Source organism: Bradyrhizobium sp., assembly GCF_049581145.1.
In the GTDB taxonomy this organism is placed as follows: domain Bacteria; phylum Pseudomonadota; class Alphaproteobacteria; order Rhizobiales; family Xanthobacteraceae; genus Bradyrhizobium.
The window spans coordinates 1-4476 of sequence record NZ_JBAURI010000191.1 but is presented as its reverse complement, the minus strand read 5'-3'; the positions used below and the strand labels follow the sequence as shown (position 1 = coordinate 4476).

General features: G+C 61.4%; 6 protein-coding genes and 1 pseudogene. All 7 read right to left on the bottom strand.

Translation table 11 applies throughout. The features are described from left to right. The coding region (locus WCB02_RS06365) for a copper chaperone PCu(A)C (protein WP_423956987.1) at positions 1-238 on the bottom strand (238 nt) is incomplete at its 3' end. 58 nt (positions 239-296) lie between these two features. Continuing rightward, the gene (locus tag WCB02_RS06360; protein WP_423956986.1) at positions 297-473 is read right to left on the bottom strand and encodes a hypothetical protein; all 177 of its coding nucleotides are present in this window, start codon (positions 471-473) and stop codon (positions 297-299) included. 39 nt (positions 474-512) lie between these two features. Next, the gene (locus WCB02_RS06355; RefSeq protein ID WP_423956985.1) at positions 513-1049 is read right to left on the bottom strand and encodes a hypothetical protein; all 537 of its coding nucleotides are present in this window, start codon (positions 1047-1049) and stop codon (positions 513-515) included. A gap of 16 nt (positions 1050-1065) precedes the next feature. Beyond that, on the bottom strand, positions 1066-1602 hold the full coding sequence (locus tag WCB02_RS06350; protein ID WP_423956984.1) for a TlpA family protein disulfide reductase: 537 nt from the start codon (positions 1600-1602) through the stop codon (positions 1066-1068). Positions 1603-1701: 99 nt separating this feature from the next. Next, complete coding sequence (locus tag WCB02_RS06345; protein ID WP_423956983.1) at positions 1702-2463, bottom strand: outer membrane protein; 762 nt, start codon at positions 2461-2463, stop codon at positions 1702-1704. Positions 2464-2536: 73 nt separating this feature from the next. After that, positions 2537-3643, bottom strand: coding sequence for a hypothetical protein (locus tag WCB02_RS06340; RefSeq protein WP_423956982.1), 1107 nt, complete (start codon positions 3641-3643; stop codon positions 2537-2539). 108 nt (positions 3644-3751) lie between these two features. Then, positions 3752-4396, bottom strand: a pseudogene (locus WCB02_RS06335) (outer membrane protein); the annotation flags it as partial. Positions 4397-4476 lie beyond the last annotated feature (80 nt).

Here is a 4476-nt window from a genome sequence, read left to right as displayed (position 1 = left end):
TCTCATGGACCTGCACGCTGCCGGCGATATCGGCCGAACCGCCGAGCAGCGTGTCGGGTGCCGTTCCCTTGTTCTCGATGGTGAGATACCCGCCGCCGATCTTCGCGCCTTTCGGCGTGGCTCTTGTCCAGGCCTGGCTGATGACGAGGTCGCCAGCCTTGATCTCGTCCGCGAGCGCAAGCGATGAGCCGGCGCATACGACGGTGAGCGCGAGAAAAATCTGCTTCAGCTTGTTCATGTTATGAGCATCTCCGTTTTGTGCATAAAATCGACTGCGCGATCCCGATCACGACGGATCAGCGGCACACCTTCACATAGACGCAGATCTTCTTGAAGTTTTCCCAGTGGCATTGCTGCTCCATGCGGCAAACCTTGCCTTTTTCCTCCTGAGGAGAAGCCGCGCGGACAATCGGAATACTCAACAAGGATACGATAGTCGCGGCTGTCGCGACCGCCCAGATCGAACGCTTCATCGAAATGCTCCTATCGGTTCTTTCACGCTGCACAGTGCCTCATCGACAACTCGAAGAGGGAACGGAAAAGGCCACCGTCCGTTTCGTCTCCGCCAGGCACCCGTTGCTCCATTTCCCTTTGAAGACCCCTTGATAATTGGTCACGGCCCCGTCGCCATTCGGCTTCCCGTTGCGGAATTCGCCCTCGTAACGCGAGCTTTGCAGTGTCATTACGCCATGGCCGCTCGGCTCGCCATTAAGCAGTTCACCATCGTAGCGGCCGCCTGACCACTGCTGGATACCGCGGCCGGTCTGCCGACCCAGATTCCACTCGCCCTCATCCCTCTCGGATGGCACTCCGTTCCGCAACCATTCAAGCTTGCCTCGACCCTGGGCGAGCCCGTCGGTGCAGTTCCCCACCCAGCGCACCGCCTCGCCGGACTCCGGATGAGGATTCCATATCTTGCAGCCACTGCCGGCATCGGCGACGAAAGCGCCGGTCTGGAGCGTCTGTCCCAAGGCTGCTGAGCAGCCCAGCCACGCGCACAGCAATGATATCGGGGCGGCATTTCGTTTCACCCGAAACTCCTCGCGCATACCTGTCCACGCCCACTCAGTGCTGCAGCAATGGCAGCACGACATCGCGCAACAACTGCCCGCTGACGTCGATGAACTTGTCCCGCACGATGCCGTCGCGATCGATCACATAGGTCAGCGGGAATCCCTCGGGCGGCCCGAAACCATCCTGCGAAATCTTGTCCAGTGTCGACGTCGGATAAGCGAGCGTGCTGCTCATCTTGCGCATTTTGGCGTAATCCTCGGGATGATCGGCGCTGATCCCGATGATCTCCAGACCCTGCTCGTGATAGTGCCGGTAGAAGGCGCTAAGCACGGGCATCTCCTTCTTGCAGGGCGCACACCAAGTTGCCCAGTAGGTCACCAGCACGACCTTGCCCCGCAATTGCGAAAGGGCGAAGGGTTCCCCACTCAATTCGGTCAGGACAAGGTCTGGCGCTGCCCCGTCGATCGATGGAGCCGCCCGCGCGGAAGCGAAGGCGGCCGACGTCAACAGCAGGCAAACGGCCAGCAACCGGCGCCAATTCGGGCCTGTCGCAGCAAGCCCGAATTGCGTATCACAGCCAACAATCATCGTCCTCATCCTTGCCGCGCGAGTTCGGAAGCCACGTCATCATGCCACACCAAAGCAGCGCCGCCACGTCCGCCTTGAGCTTTGAGAAGCGATGATCAATCAGTACTTCGCGACCACTGGCCCCCCGAAGCGATAGTCCACGCGCAAGAGGCCCATCGCAACATTCTGCTGGATGCCGTCGGTGCGCGACAGGGTGGCCGGCACCGCATTGAGATTGACCGTCCTGGTCCCCATGAACAGGTAGTCGAACTCGGCGCCTACCGACCAGTTCGGCGCGAAACCGACCTCAAGCCCGGTCCCGACCGTCCCACCCCAGCGGGTTTCGCTGGCTTGATCCAGTACGGTGCCCGACGCGGTATCGATGCCGCTATATTTGTTGCTGGTCGCCGCGGCGCCGCCCTTCACGAACCAGAGAACGTTGTCCCAGGCGTAGCCGACCTGGCCGGTCAACAGGCCAAGGCCGTTTATCTTGCCCTGGTTTGTGACCTGGGGAGCGGCCAGGAAAAGGCTTGCGGTCGATCCTTCCAGATTGGCCCAGTCACCCAGTGCCTCGACGCCCAACACCCAGTTCGACGCCTGCCAGCGGTAGCCGATCTCGCCGCCGAGCAAGGCACCTGTCGTATCAGCGCACCCCTCGGAAACGCTGGGGACCGTCGGGGCGCCTCCGGCAAACGAGTTCGTCCAGCAGTTGGGCCCCGAGCCGCCACCGGCATTGAAGCCGATGTAGAAGCCGTTCCAGTCGTAAACAGCTGCGGGCATCGCAGGAGCCTTCGAGTAGACTTTCGCCGGCAGGTCTGCCGCGCGTGCGGGCGCGGCGGCAACCGTCATGAAACCGAGAACTGCTATCGAAAACTTTCTCATCTTGCTATCTCCATTAGTTTGTTGCCGCGTCAACCTGCTGCATGCCGAGATGCAACAGGGCGCGTGCGGATGTTCAGAAATTGAAGCTTGAAGTGACCTTCAACAGGTACGGCGCGACCAACTGTCCTTCCGTCCCCGCGTTGTTGGCAGAGGTCGCCCGGTAATAGATCGGGACCTCGACGTCGACATAGGTCTTGAGGACGTACTTGTTGGCCTCGTTGAGCACGTTGGTAAACTCGATGCCTGGCGAGACCATCACGCGGTCGAAGCCGGAGTTCAGCGGATCTGCGCCCGTGCCACTGTCCGTGTCGCGATGGGAAACGATTATCTGGCCAAGCGGCGTGATCTTGTCGAAGCCGAGCACGTTGTACCAATTATTGTAGACGATGCCGATGGCGCCATCGATCTGCATGCCCGGATGATAAGTCTGCACGACTCCGAGATTGCCGTCGAAAAAGCCCTGTGGATCGGCTGCCTGACCATACGCGAACGGCTGGCGCCAGACGAACTGCGTGAAATATTGCCAGGCGTTGTCGCCGCTGAGCAGGCCACGGTGGAAGGCCCCCAGGATCAGATCGGTGCTGCCCGTTCCGATCTGGTTGTCACGATCCATCCCGAGCGCGGTGTAAGTACCGGTGGGCAGCTTCAGACCGAAGATCAGGCCCGTCGACATGTCCTGAGAGAAGCCCGTGTAGACGCCCATGACCTCGAGGTCACCGAAACTCTTCGCATTGAAGGTCTGGATCTGACCTGGGAACATGAAATCGGTCTCGGTGGTCAGCGAGCGGTCAGCCGTTATCGGAACCCTGATCATGATGCCCCAGTCGCGATTGAAGTTGTAACTCAGACCGACATTGTACCACGAGGTCTTGATCTCCTTGTCCGTGTTGAGAGCCGCGGCCGCCTTGGAGCTGCCGACATAGTTCTGGGTCTGATCCTGGCTCCAATACTCGAAGAAGATGCGGCCGCCATGGTCCTGTTCCTGGGGCATGATATCCAGGCCGCTGACGTCGAACACGCTGCAGCCGCAGGCGCAGGCGTTCGCTTCGGTCGTGGTGCCGCCGACGAGCCAGCCGAAGGCCAGGAACAAGGTCGCCAGCGAAGTCGCTGACGCCGCGATGATTGGGCGGATCAGGCCGCCGGGCTTGAAGAGCTCTGTTGTGTCGCGAGTTGAGGACATGGTGTCACCGATCGATGAGAGTGTTTCGAGGCTGCCGGAGCAAAGGGTTTCGCAGTCCGGAGGATGAAAGAAGACGGGAAGAGGTCTGAGCGCGGCGCAGCCGCGGGATCAGAACTTGTAGTTCACGCCGGCGCGAATGATCTGCACGGTCAGGTCGCCGGAGCCATGAAGGTTATTGGCGCCGCCTGCTGCGTCGGTGATGGCGCCGATCGCGTTGACCTTGGAAAATCCCGCATAGAGATATTCGGCGCGGAAGATCCAGTGATCGGTCACGGCGTTCTCCCAGCCTGCGCCGGCGACCCAGCCGACCAGCGATTTGGAGGCGGTCGCACTCCCAATGCCGGCGCGGGGGGCGCCGTCATTGTAGCTCTCCGTATAACTGACGCGCGTGAAGGCCACGCCGCCGGTGAGATACGCAAGGTTGCGATCCGCCGCGATTCCGATCCGCGGGCGGATGGTCGCGAGATAGTCGCTCGTTAGGGATTGTGTGACCGTGAACGGGGTCATGCCGTCACTCAGCGTGTTGGTGTTGTTGGAGAACCACGGGTTGCTGTGGAAATAGTCGAAGTCGCCTTCCAACCCCGCGACGAACAGGCCCGATTGCAAGTTGCAGCCAGCCTGGCCGCCGGCAATCAGGCCATCGCCGCCATGCGAGCCGCTTCCGCCGGCGCCGACGAGGGCAGGGTCGCCCGCCAGCAGATGGGTTCCCGGATCGACGGCGGTGTCGAAATTCGAGCCGCTGGCGCCGCCCCCGACATTGGTGCCGACCTAGCAGCCCGACCATTGATAGGCCGCCGGCTGCGGGGCCTTCAAGGACATGTCCGCGGCGAAGG

What these genes read in the sequence shown, in the direction of transcription:
- WCB02_RS06360 (WP_423956986.1), bottom strand. Translation starts at nt 473, where the DNA reads ATGAAGCGTTCGATCTGGGCGGTCGCGACAGCCGCGACTATCGTATCC.
- WCB02_RS06355 (WP_423956985.1), bottom strand. Translation starts at nt 1,049, where the DNA reads ATGCGCGAGGAGTTTCGGGTGAAACGAAATGCCGCCCCGATATCATTG.
- WCB02_RS06350 (WP_423956984.1), bottom strand. Translation starts at nt 1,602, where the DNA reads ATGATTGTTGGCTGTGATACGCAATTCGGGCTTGCTGCGACAGGCCCG.
- WCB02_RS06345 (WP_423956983.1), bottom strand. Translation starts at nt 2,463, where the DNA reads ATGAGAAAGTTTTCGATAGCAGTTCTCGGTTTCATGACGGTTGCCGCC.
- WCB02_RS06340 (WP_423956982.1), bottom strand. Translation starts at nt 3,643, where the DNA reads ATGTCCTCAACTCGCGACACAACAGAGCTCTTCAAGCCCGGCGGCCTG.